This window comes from Hyphomicrobiales bacterium, assembly GCA_016125495.1.
Taxonomy (GTDB): domain Bacteria; phylum Pseudomonadota; class Alphaproteobacteria; order Rhizobiales; family RI-29; genus RI-29.
Genome location: WGLQ01000007.1, coordinates 379197 through 394170 on the forward strand (window position 1 = coordinate 379197; position 14974 = coordinate 394170).

12 protein-coding genes, 2 tRNA genes and 1 riboswitch are annotated in these 14974 nt (G+C 67.6%); of the genes, 9 read left to right on the plus strand and 5 right to left on the minus strand.

Annotated features, from left to right (window positions below; translation table 11 throughout):
- Positions 1-2 precede the first annotated feature (2 nt).
- The 5 genes from GC150_07195 to GC150_07215 all read left to right on the plus strand — a co-directional run bounded on the left by GC150_07195 (position 3) and on the right by GC150_07215 (position 7660).
- Complete coding sequence (locus GC150_07195; protein ID MBI1384680.1) at positions 3-2933, plus strand: DUF4159 domain-containing protein; 2931 nt, start codon at positions 3-5, stop codon at positions 2931-2933.
- A gap of 13 nt (positions 2934-2946) precedes the next feature.
- Entirely contained in the window at positions 2947-5043 is a 2097-nt protein-coding gene (locus GC150_07200) for a hypothetical protein (GenBank protein ID MBI1384681.1), read from the plus strand.
- On the plus strand, positions 5040-5375 hold the full coding sequence (locus tag GC150_07205) for a hypothetical protein (GenBank protein MBI1384682.1): 336 nt from the start codon (positions 5040-5042) through the stop codon (positions 5373-5375). The genes GC150_07200 and GC150_07205 overlap by 4 nt, the downstream gene beginning before the upstream one ends.
- Before the next feature lie 133 nt (positions 5376-5508).
- Positions 5509-6483: a D-2-hydroxyacid dehydrogenase gene (locus GC150_07210; protein ID MBI1384683.1), complete on the plus strand. Its 975-nt coding sequence runs from the start codon at positions 5509-5511 to the stop codon at positions 6481-6483.
- Between the two features lie 97 nt (positions 6484-6580).
- Positions 6581-7660, plus strand: coding sequence for an acyltransferase family protein (locus GC150_07215; protein MBI1384684.1), 1080 nt, complete (start codon positions 6581-6583; stop codon positions 7658-7660).
- A 36-nt stretch (positions 7661-7696) separates the two neighbouring features.
- Here the strand turns inward: GC150_07215 and GC150_07220 are convergent, their stop codons facing one another.
- Positions 7697-9184: a DUF3179 domain-containing protein gene (locus GC150_07220; GenBank protein ID MBI1384685.1), complete on the minus strand. Its 1488-nt coding sequence runs from the start codon at positions 9182-9184 to the stop codon at positions 7697-7699.
- A 137-nt stretch (positions 9185-9321) separates the two neighbouring features.
- Positions 9322-9453, plus strand: a riboswitch (TPP riboswitch).
- Here GC150_07220 and GC150_07225 point away from each other — a divergent pair.
- From GC150_07225 to GC150_07235, 3 genes are all read left to right on the plus strand, one after another.
- A complete protein-coding gene (locus GC150_07225; protein MBI1384686.1) occupies positions 9422-10297 on the plus strand; it encodes an ATP-binding cassette domain-containing protein in 876 nt (291 codons plus the stop codon). It overlaps the preceding riboswitch by 32 nt.
- Positions 10294-11055: an ABC transporter permease subunit gene (locus tag GC150_07230; GenBank protein MBI1384687.1), complete on the plus strand. Its 762-nt coding sequence runs from the start codon at positions 10294-10296 to the stop codon at positions 11053-11055. The genes GC150_07225 and GC150_07230 overlap by 4 nt, the downstream gene beginning before the upstream one ends.
- Before the next feature lie 4 nt (positions 11056-11059).
- Positions 11060-12031: an ABC transporter ATP-binding protein gene (locus GC150_07235; protein ID MBI1384688.1), complete on the plus strand. Its 972-nt coding sequence runs from the start codon at positions 11060-11062 to the stop codon at positions 12029-12031.
- Positions 12032-12101: 70 nt separating this feature from the next.
- Here the strand turns inward: GC150_07235 and GC150_07240 are convergent.
- From GC150_07240 to GC150_07250, 3 genes are all read right to left on the minus strand, one after another.
- A tRNA-Pro gene (locus tag GC150_07240) sits at positions 12102-12178 on the minus strand.
- 117 nt (positions 12179-12295) lie between these two features.
- Positions 12296-12694 (minus strand): DUF192 domain-containing protein, encoded by a 399-nt coding sequence (locus GC150_07245; protein ID MBI1384689.1) that lies wholly within the window; start codon positions 12692-12694, stop codon positions 12296-12298.
- Positions 12695-12798: 104 nt separating this feature from the next.
- Positions 12799-13401, minus strand: a complete 603-nt coding sequence (locus GC150_07250) for a cold-shock protein (GenBank protein MBI1384690.1) — start codon at positions 13399-13401, stop codon at positions 12799-12801.
- Between the two features lie 693 nt (positions 13402-14094).
- Here GC150_07250 and GC150_07255 point away from each other — a divergent pair.
- Positions 14095-14535, plus strand: a complete 441-nt coding sequence (locus GC150_07255) for a lactoylglutathione lyase (GenBank protein MBI1384691.1) — start codon at positions 14095-14097, stop codon at positions 14533-14535.
- A 318-nt stretch (positions 14536-14853) separates the two neighbouring features.
- On the opposite strand, the gene GC150_07260 is transcribed toward GC150_07255, so the two are convergent.
- Positions 14854-14928 (minus strand) — tRNA-Glu (locus GC150_07260).
- Positions 14929-14974 lie beyond the last annotated feature (46 nt).

Here is a 14974-nt window from a genome sequence, read left to right on the forward strand (position 1 = left end):
GCTTGCCCTTCGCCGGCCTCATCGGATTTGCCAGCCCCTGGCTGCTCCTCGGCCTCCTGGCGCTGCCGCTCATCTGGTGGCTGCTGCGAACGACGCCCCCCCGGCCCAACCGTGTCGCCTTTCCGGCCGTCCGCATCCTGCGCGATCTCATCAACCGCGAACGCACGCCGTCGCGCACCCCCTGGTGGCTGATGCTGATCCGCATGCTCGCCGCCGCCGCCATCATCCTGGCCCTCGCCGAGCCGAGCCTCAATCCACGTGGCCGCGCGATCGAGGGCACCGGCCCGCTCGCCATCGTGGTCGACAACGGTTGGGGCGCGGCGGCGGACTGGCCGGCGCGCAAGGCCGCACTCGATCTCCTGCTCGACGAGGCCGAAAGGGACAACCGCCCGACCTTGATCGTCGAGACTGCGCCAGACGGGCGCGCCAGCGTTCCGGTCTTCGCACCGGCCAGCCGAACCGCCGAGCGGGCCGCCGCACTTGCCCCGGCGCCCCACGCCCCGGAACGTGCGGGCGCCGCAAGACGCTTACGCGCCGCCCTCGATGGGGCAGACGGCGTCACGATTTCGTGGATCGCCGACCCGTTGGACTATGGCGCGGCGCAGGCCTTCCAGGAGGACCTGCTGGCGCTCGTTTCGACCCCCGACCGACTGACCGTGGTCGAACCGAAGGGCGGCTCGCGCCTGCTTGCCCTGCGCCGCGCCTCGGGCGTGCGCGGTCTCCTGAAGCTCGAGGTTCTCGCCCTGCCGGGGGACCGGCGCGAAGGCACGATCTCGGCCTTCACCGCGCAAGGCCAGCGCCTCGCCGACACCACCTTCGCCGTCGAGGCCGGCGCCAGCCTCGCATCGGCCTCGCTCGACCTGCCCCTCGAACTCGCCAATCAGGTCAGCCGCCTGGAGATCAGCTCCCTCGAGGGCGCCTCGAGCCCGGGACCGGCGGCGGTGCACTTGCTCGACGCCCGCTCGCGCTGGAAGCGCGTCGCGCTCATCTCCGGCGAGAGCCAGGAAGGGGCACAGCCCCTGCTCGCCCCGCTCTATTACCTCGAGCGCGCACTGCAGCCCTTCGCCGACATCGTGCGCGGCGAGGAGGGCGATCTGTCGGGTACCTTCGAAAGCGTCCTCGAGCGGCGCGTCTCGACCCTCGTGCTCGCCAACATCGGTACCCTCGTCGGGCGCACCGAGGAGCGGGTGCGTGAGTGGGTGCGCACGGGCGGGGTGCTGGTGCGTTTCGCCGGACCGCGCCTCGAGCGAGCGGGCGACCCCTTGCTGCCGGTGCCATTGCGCTTTGGTGGCCGCACGCTCGGCGGGGCCCTCTCCTGGAGCACCCCGCAGCGCCTCCAGACGTTCGACGAGACCAGCATCTTTGCCGGCCTCCCCGTCCCCGAGGAGGTCACCGTCAACCGCCAGGTTCTGGCGGACCCGGCCGGCCTCACGCCCGATGTCAGCGTCTGGGCCCGGCTCACCGACGGCACGCCACTGGTGACCGCCCGCCGCGAGGGCGAGGGCTGGCTCGTGCTGGTGCACGTCACCGCCAATTCGGATTGGTCCAACCTGCCGCTCTCGGGGCTATTCGTCGACATGATGCGCCAGCTCCTCACCGTTTCGAACCTCAGTCTCGCTGCCGGCGAGGGCAAGCCCGTGCAAACCCGCGACGATGGCGACGCCGCCACCGAGGCCGCTGTGCAGGCCTCGACCGCCACCGTCCTCGCCCCCCAGATCACCCTCGATGGCCTCGGTCGCCTCGGACCACCGCCGGTCACCGCCCAGCCCATCAGCCTCAACGGCTTCGAGGCCGCCGAGCCGAGCGCCATTCATCCGCCCGGCTTCTACGGCCTGTCCGACGCCAGCCGCGCTCTCAATGTGATGTCGGTCCGTTCCGAACTCGTCGCCCGCCCGCCGACCCCTTCGGGCGTTGCGACCATCGGCATCGGCGACGACGAGACCGTCGAGTTGCGCCCGTGGCTGTTCCTGGCCGGGCTCGCCCTCCTTCTCGTCGATGCCCTGGCGCTCATGCTGCTACAGGGTGGCCGCCGCGCGCTTTCGACGACCACGCGAAGCGCCGCCATTCTGTTGCTCGTTGCGAGTGGCATGCTCACCATCGGCGCCTCGACCGGCGCCCGGGCCCAGAACGATGGCACCGGCAGCCCGGCCGCCACCGCCACGACCACGCCCGACGAGCAGGCCGCGACCGCCTTCGCGCTCTCGGTCTCGCTCGCGACACGCTTTGCCTACGTCGTGACGGGTGACGAGGAAGTGGACCGCACCAGCGAGCGTGGCCTTTCCGGCCTCGCCCACGTCCTGCGCATGCGCACGGCCGTCGAACCGGGTGAGCCGATCGGCATCGACATCTCAAGCGATGAACTCGCCTTCTTTCCGATCGTCTACTGGCCCGTACTGCCCGACGCCGAGGCCCTCGACGATGCCACGCTCTCGCGCATCGACACCTACATGAAGCAAGGCGGCATGCTGGTCTTCGACACCCGCGACTATGGCCAGTCGTTCGGGGAAGGGGCTTCCGACGGGCCCGGCGCGCGCGCCCTCCAGCGCCTCATCTCGCGCCTCGACATTCCGCGCCTCGAGCAGGTTCCGCCCGACCACGTCATGAGCAAGTCGTTCTATCTGCTGTCGTCGTTCCCCGGGCGGTGGGACGGCGGTCCCCTCTGGGTCGAGGCCGGCGGACAACTGGCCAGCGATTCCCGCGAGGTCCGCCAGGTCGACGGGGTTTCCTCGATCCTCATAACTGCCAACGACCTCGCCGCGGCCTGGGCAACCGATGACGTCGGCCGCCCCCTCTATGCGGTCGTGCCGGGTGGCGAACTCCAACGCGAGATGGCCTACCGCGTGGGGGTCAACATCGTGATGTATGCGCTGACCGGCAACTACAAGGCCGATCAGGTCCACATCCCGGCGCTCCTCGAGCGCCTCGGGCAATAGGATTGAGACGCCGGTGAGCTGGTCGCTGATCTTTTCCCCAATCGTGCCTTGGCCGGTGCTCTATGCCGCCGCCGCGGTCGTGGCCGTCGTTTGCGTCCTCGTGCTTTGGCGGGCCCGCGCGGGCGCTCTCTTGCGCGTGCTGGCGTTGCTGGCCCTCCTCGGCGCGCTGGCCAACCCGACGCTGAGCCAGGAGGAGCGCGAGACGCTCACCAACATCGCCGTCGTCGTCACCGACGAAAGCACCAGCCAGCGCCTCGATGGGCGCGCGGAACGCGCCACGGCCATTCGCGACGAGCTTGCCGCCCGCATGGCCCGCATCCCCAATCTCGAAACGCGCTTCGTTGCTGCCGGCAGCGAAAGCCCTGACGAAACCAAGCTGTTCGGCGCTCTCGAACAAGCCCTGTCCTCGGTCCCGACCGACCGGCTCGCCGGCGTCGTCTTCGTCACCGATGGCCAGATTCACGACGTACCGGCGACCGCCCAGGCCCTCGGCCCCGACGTTCCGGTGCATGCCCTCATCACGGGTCGCAAAGGCGAGTTCGACCGACGCATCGGCATCGTCAAGGCGCCGCGCTACGGCATCGTCGGCAGCGAGGCCGATGTCGAGTTCGCCATCGTCGTCGAAGGCGAGGGTCGTCTGGCCGAGGCCGCCCGCAGCGCGCCATCCCGCATCCGGGTACGCCGCCAGGGTGGGCCCGATCAGTTCCTCATGGCGCGGCCCGGCCAACGCATCCGCCTGCCCTTCGCCTTTCCGCGCGCCGGCAAGAACCTCATGGAGCTGGAACTCGAGTCCGCCGAAGGCGAGTTGACCGAGGCCAACAATCGCGCCGTGATCGAGGCCGAGGGCGTGCGTGAGAACCTGCGCGTGCTGCTGGTTTCCGGAGAACCACACGCCGGCGAGCGCACGTGGCGCAATCTCCTGAAGTCGGATGCCGCAGTCGATCTCGTCCATTTCACGATCCTGCGGCCGCCGGAAAAGCAGGATGGCACACCGATCCATCAGCTTTCGCTCATCGCCTTTCCGACGCGTGAGCTGTTCTCGGAAAAGCTCGACGAATTCGACCTCATCATTTTCGACCGCTACCAGCGGCGCGGCGTGCTGCCCGTGCTCTACATCGACAACATCGCGCGCTACGTTTCCGAACGCGGCGGTGCCGTTCTTGTGGCGGCCGGCACGGACTACGTCGATCACCTCAGCCTCTACCGCACGCCGCTGCGCCAGATTCTTCCCGCCGCCCCGACCGGCCGCATCGTCGAGCAAGCGTATCGACCCACGGTATCCGAGGTCGGTCGGCGCCATCCGGTGACGCGCGATCTGCCGGGCAGCCCAGTGGACGCGAGCGGCACGCCGAGCTGGGGCCGCTGGTTCCGCCTCATCGATGCCGAGGTGGAGAAGGGCCACGTCGTCATGAACGGTCCAGCCGACAAGCCACTTCTGGTGCTCGACCGCGTGGGCGAGGGGCGCGTAGCGCTGCTCCTTTCGGACCACGCCTGGCTCTGGGCCCGAGGCCTCGAGGGCGGCGGTCCCCACACCACGCTGCTGCGCCGCCTCGCCCACTGGCTCATGAAGGAGCCCGACCTCGAGGAAGAATATCTCGGCGCGTCCGCGCGCGGGCTGACCATCTCCATCGAGCGCCGCACCATGGGTGACGAAACCGGACCGGTGACCCTGACGGCTCCTGACGGCACGACTATCGAGACCCGCCTCGAGGAGGCGAGCCCAGGCCTCTGGCGCGGCGATGTCGAGGTCGAGTTACCCGGCCTCTATCAGATCGCCGCCGACGGCTTGTCCAGTGTGGCCCATGCGGGTGCCGCCAACAGCCGCGAGATGATGGAGGTGACCGCGAGCGCCGCGCCATTGTCGCCGATGCTCGAGCTGACGGGCGGCGGCGCCCTCTGGCCTGTTGCCGACGACGGCGACCTCACCATGCCGCGCGTCAGCCTGCTTCAGTCCGCCCGGCTGATGCACGGCGCCAGCTGGATCGGTCTGCGCGATCGCAACGCCTACGTGACGCGAGGCGTCCGCCTCATTCCCCTTTATGCCGGCTTCATTGCCCTCGCGGCCCTCATCGCCCTGGTCTCCCTGATGTGGTGGCGGGAGGGACGATGACCGTCCCGCCCGCTCGCAAGCGCTTGTTGTTTTCGCTCGTGCTGGCTGGCGCGATGCTCGCAACGGTCGGAGCGCCGCAGTCGCAGGCCACGGCCGCTGCGCCCGCGGCCGCCGCGGGCACCGACTGCGACGCGCTCTGGCGCACCCGCATGGCCCTCTGGATCAAATACCGGCGCTGTTTCAACGACCCGAAGGCGAGGGCGCTGCCCGGTGCCACCGACTGCCACCGAACCCGCGACGAGGCCCTGATGACGATGTCGGGCCCCGACCACGCCCGCCTCGAACTCTACCAGGCGCGGGCCGCCGAACTCGGCTGCACGCACGACGATTGAACTCTCCCGCCCGAGCGGGCATACCGCCCCGAGTACCGCCCGAGCGCCCGGGCCGGCAGGATGCACCGGTGACGAGCGCGGCGCTCCGGCGCCCGGAGCACGTGGCGAGTGAAGGACGATCGCGAGGAACACGATGCGCAACGCCATCATCATCGACAAGGAGCCGGAACTCTACATCGACCGTCTCCGAGACCGCTTTCCCGATATCGTCTTCCGCCTCGCCGCAACGCCCGACGAACTCACAGCGCGCCTCGCCGAAGCACCCGCCGAATTCGGTTTCGGCATCGGCGACCAGGGCTTCACGAAGGCCGGTCAGCGCATCGTCTCCGAGCAACCGAGTGTGCGCTTCTTTCAGGTCGGTGGCTCCGGCTACGACCACATGCTGCCCTTCGCCCGCCCCGACGTCACCGTCTGCAACTGCGCCGGCGTCCTCGCGCGCCATCTCTCCGAGACGGTGACCGGCGCCATTCTCGCCATCAACGGCAAGTTCTTCGACTACCGCGACCAGCAGCTGACCGGCGACTGGCGCCCGCTCGGGTTTCGCCCGCTCGCCGGCCAGACGCTGCTCGTCGTCGGGCTCGGAGCGATCGGCGGTTGGGTGGCCCACAACGCCAAGGCGCTCGGCATGAAGGTCCTGGCGACACGCGCACACCCGGCACCGCACCCGCACTGCGACGAGGTGCATGGCACGGACGCGCTCGACGACCTGCTTCCACGTGCCGATTACGTCTCCCTGCACGTCCGCCTCAACGACCGCACGCGCCACCTGATGAACGCGCGAACGATCGCCCTCATGAAGCGCGGCACAGTTCTCGTGAACACCGCGCGCGGCGGCTGCGTGGAAACCTCGGCCCTCCTTGCCGCGCTGGCCAGCGGGCATTTGCGGGCGGCATACCTCGACGTGTTCGAGGAGGAACCACTGCCCGCCAACAGCCCGCTTTGGACCACGCCCAATCTCTTTGCGACACCCCACTGCGCCGACATGATCAACGGCTGGCAGGTCGAGTTCGCCGATTTCTTCGCTGCCAATCTCGAGCGCTATCTGGTGGGGGAGAGCCTCGCCAACGTGGTGCATGGACCGGCGAATCCGGGAAAGCTCGGCGGGTGACCCGCGTGACCACCGGGGCAGGCATCGCGGCTCGCAACAGTGACCGGTTGCACCGGCAGCGGTCACTTGGCGCGCCCTTGGCGGGCGGGGCGGAGGGATGGCCTTGGCAGCCGAGCGAACCGCGACCCTGACGACACTGCAGGCGGGCCGCGCCATCGCCGCGCTCGCCGTCGTGGTCTTTCACGCCGCACTCGGCACGGCCGCCTTCGTTGCGCCATTGCCGGCAACGCTCGATGCCGTGGCGCGCTTGGGCGAGCTCGGCGTCGATTTCTTTTTCGTCCTCTCCGGCTTCGTCATCACCCATGCCAGCCGGATGAGGCAGCGCACGGTGCCCGAGGGCATAAGGTTCCTCGAAGGCCGGCTGATCCGGATTTTCGCCCCCTACTTGCCGATCGGGCTCGCGATGGTGGCGATCTACACGCTCGCACCGGGGCTTTCCGGCGCGCCGCGCGACTGGGGCTGGCTCTCCTCCCTCTTTCTCCTTCCGACGGCGAGTCCTCCGGCCCTCTCCGTCGCCTGGACGCTGCAGCACGAACTCATTTTCTATGTGCTCTTTGCGTTTCTCTTCTTTTCCGGTCGTCTCGTTGCCGGCTGCCTCGTCTGGGCGGGATTGATCGTGGCATCCTGGTACGCTGGGGCGGCCGAGGCGATCCCGGCGCGGTTCTTTCTCGGCGCCATCAACCTCGAGTTCCTGTTCGGTGTCGCCGCCGCCCTTTGGGTCGCGAACGGCGCGCGCCGCCTTCCTCCCGCCCTCTACGTCCTGATCGGAGCTGCCATTCTCACCCTCTGGTGGTGGCTCGGCGCGGGCCTCGAGGTGCGTGTCGTCTTCGGCCTCGCCGTTGCGTTCATCATGGTCGGGGCAACGAGCGCCGAGCTTGCCGGACGCCTCGGCGCTCCGTCGGTACTCATCCTCCTCGGCAACGCGTCCTATGCGATCTATCTCCTGCACAACCCGATCGTCTCGGTGACCTCGCGGCTCTGCGCGAAGGTGCCGATCCTCGACGGTTGGCTGGTCGCCATGACCGTCGCCATCGCCGTCTCGGTTGCGGCGGGACTGGTCTACCACCTTGCGATCGAAAAGCCGCTCATGGCGCTCCTGCGCCACCGGTTGCTCGGGCCACCGCACCGCGCACCGGGCGCCGCAACGCTCCCTGCCGGAGGCGGTGCGCCACGCTGACGATCTTGCTCCCCGTCGGTCCGACGCCGCCCGCTCTCACTCGCTGGCCAGCTCACCGCTCTTTCCGAGGTAGCCGCTCCAGGCGAACCAGTAGGCGACGTGGCCCGGAAGGCGATGAAAGCTCTTGCCGTCCGGCGCAACGAGAGCTTCCTCCGTCACGCGCCAATGGATTCCCTCCGGATCGCTCAGAATTGTCGGTCCGCCACGTTGCGCTGCGCCGGCCGCCGAGAATTCCCGTCCGTCGGTCCGATAAGCACGCACGGTGCGCGTCGCCGCATCGCCGACCAGCGTCAGCGACACGATCCCGGCAACGTCGTTGAGCACGGGCCGGCGCTCGAAGAGACGCAATGGCCAGGCCTTCTCCGCGCCGGACGAGCGCAGCGCGAAGACGTAGTCCTTGGGCTTGAGGCGCGCATCCTCCACGCTCGCCGGGAACATCAACTTGTCGGACGCAAAGTAGGTGCCATAAGCCGCCCCGGGCGAATAGTCGCGCCGGTATCCCGTCTCGAGCGAGAGCACCGTCGTTGCGGGGTGATCACGCTTCCAGTCCGCCCAGCGGCCGATCACCACGGGACGTGTCTTCAATTCGATCCCCGAACCGGTGAGCGGCCCGACCACCGGCCTGCCCGTGAATTGATTCCAGAGAGAGTGCGTGGCCTCGTCGTACATCAGCTTGTTGGACCGAAAGAGGAAGCCGGACGATCCGAACACGAATGGCTTTTCCCGCCCTTCGACCGTCGTCTCGAAAAGGATACCGGAGCCGCACAGCGTGCAATAGGCAAGGCTGACCGGCACGCCGCCGACCACATCGTTGAACATCTCGTGCCAGTCCATCATTCGGAACGGGTAGGCGCGGGCGTCGCCATTGATCGCAATTCCGAAGACGAGTTCGTCATCGCTCATGAAATCGGCGTCGGCTCCGGCGATCCGCTTCGGATTGGTGAGCGGCGGTATGCCGTCCTTGACCACGCCGCCCCAGGTGATCTCCTCGAGGCGGATCTCGTGTCGCACGCCCGGGTAGACGAACACGGAAAGGGCCGGATCGACACTCGCATGAACCGCCATGCTGATGTGGTCGAACCCGTCGAAGGGCCGATACTCCGCGATCGGATTGGCCTCCTGCCAGACCATCCACTCGTCCCAGGAGCGCAGCGTGGTCTCACCGGTCAGCTTGCGCAGGAGATCGATGATTGCCGGCTGCGTCTCCGAGACGAACCGCAGTGCCAGGATCAGCACCGGCACCGCGTCCTTGCCGGAGCGCTCGGCGAAGTAGTCGACCGCCTGTCGGCTGCTGGCCTCGATGGGGGAAAAAAGTTGGAGCCCGTGGACCATCTCGGGGCTCAGCCCGTCGGCGCGATCGCTGGTCTTTGCCGCCCTCGCCGGTATCGCAACCGACAACGACACAACCAACAGGGCCGCGAGCAACACGAACACCGAAGATGAGAGGCGATCCACACGAACCATTCTTCGTCCACTCCATTGCTGACGGGCGTTCGAACCACGATAGCAGTGGCGCTCCGCCATCGCACGTCACGACCGCACACGGTTGCTTGAAGGGACCCGGTCCGCCGTGCCGTCCTCCATGCCGGTAGCGGCGCGATCCGGATCAACCGCGAGGTGCCGCTCGGCGCTTGCGTTGCCCGCCCGATTGGCGCATCGTGCCCCGCACCAAGGGGGGCCGGCGGCAGCCGGCTGAGATTGGCCTGAACGGCGGCACGCCCGCCCGAGCCGGCCAACCACCCTTCGAACCTGATCCGGGTCATGCCGGCGAAGGGATGGGACATGCACGAACGAGATTCAATGCTGACGCGCGCCATCCGCTCGGTCCCGGAGGGCGGATCGTCATCGGCGCCGGCGAGCCGCGCAACCGACGTCGCAGAGCCACCCGGCGCCGTCACGACACTCGAATTCCGCACAGATGAAGCCATCCGCGCGCGGCATTATGGCGCCCGGCTTTTCGCTCCAGGCCGGCTCACCATCGCGCATGGCCGGCGGACCGCGATCCTCGGGCCGAGCGGGTCGGGCAAGTCGACGCTGCTGCGCGCCCTTGCAGGGCTCCTCGATATCACCGGCTGGGCGATCGAGCATGGGCGCGACGGCCACGCGCGCATCGCGCTCATGGAGCAGAGCGCCAGCCTCCTGCCGTGGCTCGACGTCGCGGGCAACATTTCCATTGGCGCGCGCCTTCGCGGCGTGCCGATCAACCACCGCCGACGCGATGAATTGTTGCGGCGCATTGGTCTTTCCGAGGTCGCGGCCGCCCCACCCGAAACGCTGTCCGGCGGCATGCGCCAGCGCGTCTCCCTCGCCCGCGCGCTCTACGAGCAGGCAGACCTTCTCCTCCTCGACGAACCTTTCACCTCCCTCGATGCCATAACGCGGCGGCGCATGCAGGATTTGGTCGCTGCCGAGAGCACCGGCCGAACCCTCGTCATCGTCACGCACGATCCCGACGAAGCCTTGCGCCTCGGCGAGCGCATCGTGCTGCTCGAGGGCACGCCCGCGCGCATTGTCACGCTCGAGCCGGGAGTGACATTGGACGACCTCTGGCAGCGGATGCTCACCGGGGAACCTGCCTCCCCCGCCTCACCTCGCGCGCACCATGCCGACAGGCCACAGTCGGCGGCTCGCCTATGAGAGCGGCGGGACGAACAATGCTGCGAACGCTGCTCCATGTCGCGGGCGCCCTATTGATCTGGTGGCTGGCCATCCGCCTGTTCCGCATCCCCCACTACATCGTGCCGGCACCCGGCGAGGTGATCGCCCGCCTCTTCGAGCGTCCCGGCCTGTTTCTTCACCACGCCTCGATCACCGCCCTCGAGATCGTACTCGCGCTTCTTCTCGGCACGCTCATCGGCTTCGCCACGGGCATTGCCTGCTGGCGCCTGCCGGCCCTCGGCAGCCGGCTCATGCCCGCCCTGGCCGTCGCCCAGGCGCTCCCGGTATTCGCCATCGCGCCGCTGCTCGTCACCTGGCTCGGCTACGGCCTCGCCCCGAAGATCGCCATGGCAACCCTCATCGTTTTCTTTCCAGTGACCCTCGCCACGCTCGCCGGCCTCTCCGGAGTGCCGGACCGACTGCTCGACCAGGCCCGCCTGATGCGCGCCCGTCCCCTCGGCACCTTCCTCCTCATCGTCCTGCCGACCGCCCTTGCGACCATCGCGGTCGGTTTGCGGCTCGCCGCGGTTTCCGCTCCCATCGGCGCCATCGTCGGGGAATGGGTCGGCGCGGCAGAGGGGCTCGGCTTCCTCATGTTGCGCGCCAACCAGCGCGTCGACACCGCCACCTTGTTTGCCGCTCTTTTCATCCTCGTCCTGATGACGCTCACGCTCCACGCCGTCGTCACCCTCGCAACCCGCCGCCTCCTCCACTGGCTGCCGAACAAGGAGACATGAACCTATGCTCGCTCTCGCCCGCGGCCTCCTCGCACCCCTCGCCTTCGCCCTCGCCCTTGCTTTCGCCTCTCCGCGCGCGATCGCGGCAGAGCGGCTCACCGTCCTCCTCGACTGGTTCGTCAACCCTGACCACGCAACCCTCATCGTCGCCCGCGAGCACGGCCACTTCGCTCGCGCCGGCCTCGACGTCGAACTCGTGGCGCCGAGCGATCCAAACGATCCGCCGAAACTGGTGGCCGCCGGTCACGCCGACCTTGCCGTGTCCTATCAGCCGCAGTTGCATCTGCAGGTGCACGCCGGCCTGCCGCTGAAGCGGATCGCCACTCTCGTTGCCACCCCCCTCAACTGCCTCGTGGTGCTCGCCGACGGTCCGATCGCATCGATCGCCGACCTCGAGGGCCGCACGGTCGGCTTTTCCATCGGCGGCTTCGAGGACGCGATCCTCGGGCGGATGCTGGCCTCGCACGGTCTGGCCCTCGAATCCGTCCGTCTCGTCAACGTCAACTTTTCCCTCTCGCCCTCGATCATCGCGGGGCAGGTCGACGCCGTGATCGGCGCATTTCGCAATTTCGAACTGAACCAGATGGACATCGTCGGCCGCCCGGGGCGCGCCTTCTACCCGGAAGAGCACGGCGTTCCCCTCTATGACGAGCTGATTGTGGTTGCCAACAGTGCCCGCCTCGACGATCCCCGCCTGCCACGCTTCCTCTCCGCGCTCGAGGCCGCGACCGTCGATCTCATCAACGACCCGGATCGGGCCTGGACGAGCTTCGTTGCGACCCACCCCGACCTCGACGACGAATTGAACCGGCGGGCTTGGCGCGACACGCTCCGCCGTTTCGCTCTGCGCCCTCGGGCGCTCGACGTGACCCGCTACGAGCGTTTCGCGCGCTTTCTGGCTGAGACCGGATTGATCGACACACCGAAAGGGATCGCCGAATACGCGCTGGAACTTCCCGATCCCGAGGGGCAATGAGGAGGTCGTGGGGCGCGGCTTCTGGTCCGCTCACGATGTCGGGCGCTCGACACCGAGCGATCATGCACGATGGTCGGGGCAGAGTGATTCGAACACTCGACCCCCGGCTCCCAAAGCCGGTGCTCTACCAGGCTGAGCTATACCCCGAACCTGTATCCTTCTGACGCCAACCCGCAACAGCGTCAAGCCACGCCCTCCGGCAGTCGGCATCGGCGACACGGGGAGCGACCGCCGTAGCGGCTCGCCGACCGGCGCTAGGGCGCATCAGGGCTCCGGGAAATGAGGATGTCGAACGCGATCACCGACGGCAATTCCGAGCCGACGCGCCAGCCCCCCACCGATCTCGAGCACTCCGGTCACCGGCGTGCCCGAAGTGATGATGGCGGCCGAGAATGGCTCCGTCTCGCGCGCGATGCGCACGATGCGGCCGTGTTCGTCGATGAACAGCATGTCGAGTGAGATATAAGTATTTTTCATCCACATGCTGGCCACCTGACGCGGGTAGACGAACAGCATGCCTTCACGTTCCCCGAGCGACTGCCGGAACATCAGCCCCTTGGCCTGCTCGCTCGGGGTGCGCGCGATCTCTGCCTCGAAAGACACGGGGCCGCTGGCGGTTTCGATCACGACCGCCTCGCGCGGCAGAGTGTTGCTGGCGGCCATGGCAAGAGTCGGCGAAGCGACGAAAATGACGAACTGCACCAAACGAAAGAGGGCCGCTTGCACGGCCCTCCGATCAATTCCGCGATGGCGCATCGTCGACACGTTCAGTGCGGCGAACGATAACCGGCTTCGCTGTCCGGGCGAAGCTCAGCCGCCATCGCACCCTTGGGGCCCCGACCGTGGCGGCACAGCACCCACTGTCCCGGGCGGAGTTCAGTAAAACCGTACTTGCGCAAGGTCTCCATGTGCACGAAGATATCCTCCGTGCCTTCTCCCCGCGTCAGGAATCCGAAGCCGGAGATGCGGTTGAACCACTTCACCTGGCAGCGTTCCCAGTCGCTCTCCGGCTCGACACTGACGTGCGTGCGCGCCTGGATCTCGGAGGGATGAACGGCCGTCGACTCGTCCATGTTGAGGATGCGGAAGGCTTGCAAGCCGCGCTGGCGCTTCAAGACCTGGCAGTGAACCCGAGCCCCTTCGTAGGCCGTCTGATAGCCTCCCGCCCTGAGGCAGGTCACGTGCAGCAGCACGTCTGGCATACCGTTCTCGGGAACCACGAACCCGAATCCTTTACTCGCATCGAACCACTTTATGTGGCCTACGACTTCAAACACGTCCACACCGGCCTCGCCACCTGCTTCCGACTTCGCATCACGCTGTTCGGCAGGTGTGCCTTCTGGCCTCTTCTCGGGTGGAAACCTATCCATCTCAAAATTCCCCCGCACTCGAATGCATCACTTCCACAGTCCCCGGCCTGTCCGATCGCTCATCTCCAGAGTGGCCCTCACCACTGGGGACAGAATCAGTAAGCCGTCGAATCGAGAATACCATTCATAGCCCCCGCGAGAACCACATTTCTTGCCCCTTCCCCGATCGCTCCTCGAACGTCCCATGGACATCCACGTCCCGTTCCGGTCCGCCGAGCACCTCGGCAGCCCACTTTCCCGGTCCAATCCGGAGCTTTCGAGCAGGCCAAATCCCACTTGGTGCCACAACGCCTTTCCTCGGGTGTGTGGCAATTCTGTAACAGCACGGGGCGCCGCAACCGGCCTTCCCGTCGCCGCGGTCGAGGGTTTCACACCCGCCGCACCGGCCTCGTCTTGAGCGGCACACTGCCCCGGCGGCCCGGACATCTCAAGCCACCCCTCGGATCGGGCGGAACAACCGGCCGGCATGCGGGGGAAAAGGTCGTCGACCGATTTTCAGGTCGCCTGGTAAGCTTCTGCCACAGTGATGCTTTTCGCGGGGACAAGCGCCAGGTCGCCGGCCTGCTTCCCATTGGCGGGGCTGTGGAGTATCCGGAACGGAGTTCGAACGTCGACCACCCGGTGTCGGTTGGCGTTGCCGAGCCACCACAGTCCACCGCCAAGACCGATCATTCGACGAATTGAGGTGCAAAGATGAAGTACCTGCACACGATGGTGCGGATCAGCGATATCGCGCAGTCCCTCGACTTCTACTGCAACAAGCTCGGCCTCGAGGAGGTCCGCCGCTACGAGAGCCAGCAGGGCCGCTTCACGCTGATTTTTCTCGCCGCCCCCGCCGACAAGGAACGCGCGCTGGCCGATCGGGCGCCGCTCCTCGAGTTGACCTACAATTGGGATCCCGAGGAGTACCGGGGCGGGCGCAATTTCGGTCATCTCGCCTTCCTCGTCGACGACATCCACGCGACCTGCGCACGCCTCATGGCGGCCGGTGTGACGATCAACCGCCCTCCGCGCGACGGACACATGGCGTTCATTCGCTCCCCCGACGGCATCTCGATAGAATTGCTGCAGAAAGGCGACAGCCTCACGCCCTGCGAACCGTGGACGTCGATGCCCAACACAGGCACGTGGTAGGAGTGGGAATTTTTTCCTGCGCCTGCTCCGGCCGCGGCGTCTGGGCTCCGTCTGGCTGCAAGACCGCTGCGAACATCCATCGCGCCAACGCCGGCTGGCGCGCCGGATGTCGCATCCGGTGGGGCATCCGCGCTCCCGCCCTGCGGTGGTGCTCGCGGCGGCGCAGGGCCGCAAGGGGCACCCCCGCGACCGGCGGGCTTCGGCCATTCGATGGATCGGCGATTGTCTAGCGTCTCACCCGGGCCCGTCCTCGGCGCCCTCGGGCGCGGACCGGCCACCCCACCATGGCGCAACGGGCATCATCGGCCCGGCATGGCTTGGTACCCCCTAGGGGAATCGAACCCCTGTTTCCAGAATGAAAATCTGGCGTCCTGACCACTAGACGAAGGGGGCGGCGCGCAAGCGGTATAGAGACGATCGCAGCGCCGCGCAAGGACTT